Genomic DNA, 244 nt, shown 5'->3' with positions numbered 1-244 from the left:
CCTTGATCTTGCCAGTAACACGGTCCATCTTTGGCCGGTAGATCAGGCTGTGGAGAGTACCGGCACCGACGCAGCCTTTGCTACGCATGACAGCCGCTGCCTTGCCCGTGTATGCCGCAAACACCACTTCACCACGTGAGCACCCCTCACCATTCTGAACGCGCCACGCGATCTCTTTGAGGAGCTGTGTCTTACCGGTACCCGCGTATCCGAACAGCCGGAAGATCGGTGCCCGCTTCCGGTC

At 59.8% G+C, this 244-nt stretch carries 1 protein-coding gene; it reads right to left on the bottom strand.

From position 1 onward, the window contains the following. On the bottom strand, positions 1–244 hold a 244-nt coding region (locus AC1RP4_RS08115), incomplete at both ends, for an AAA family ATPase (RefSeq protein ID WP_481763296.1).

The organism is Dellaglioa sp. CoH-56-MRSF-10, assembly GCF_056782175.1.
The sequence above is the reverse complement of the archived record's forward strand: the minus strand, read 5'-3'. Positions and strand labels throughout refer to the sequence as shown.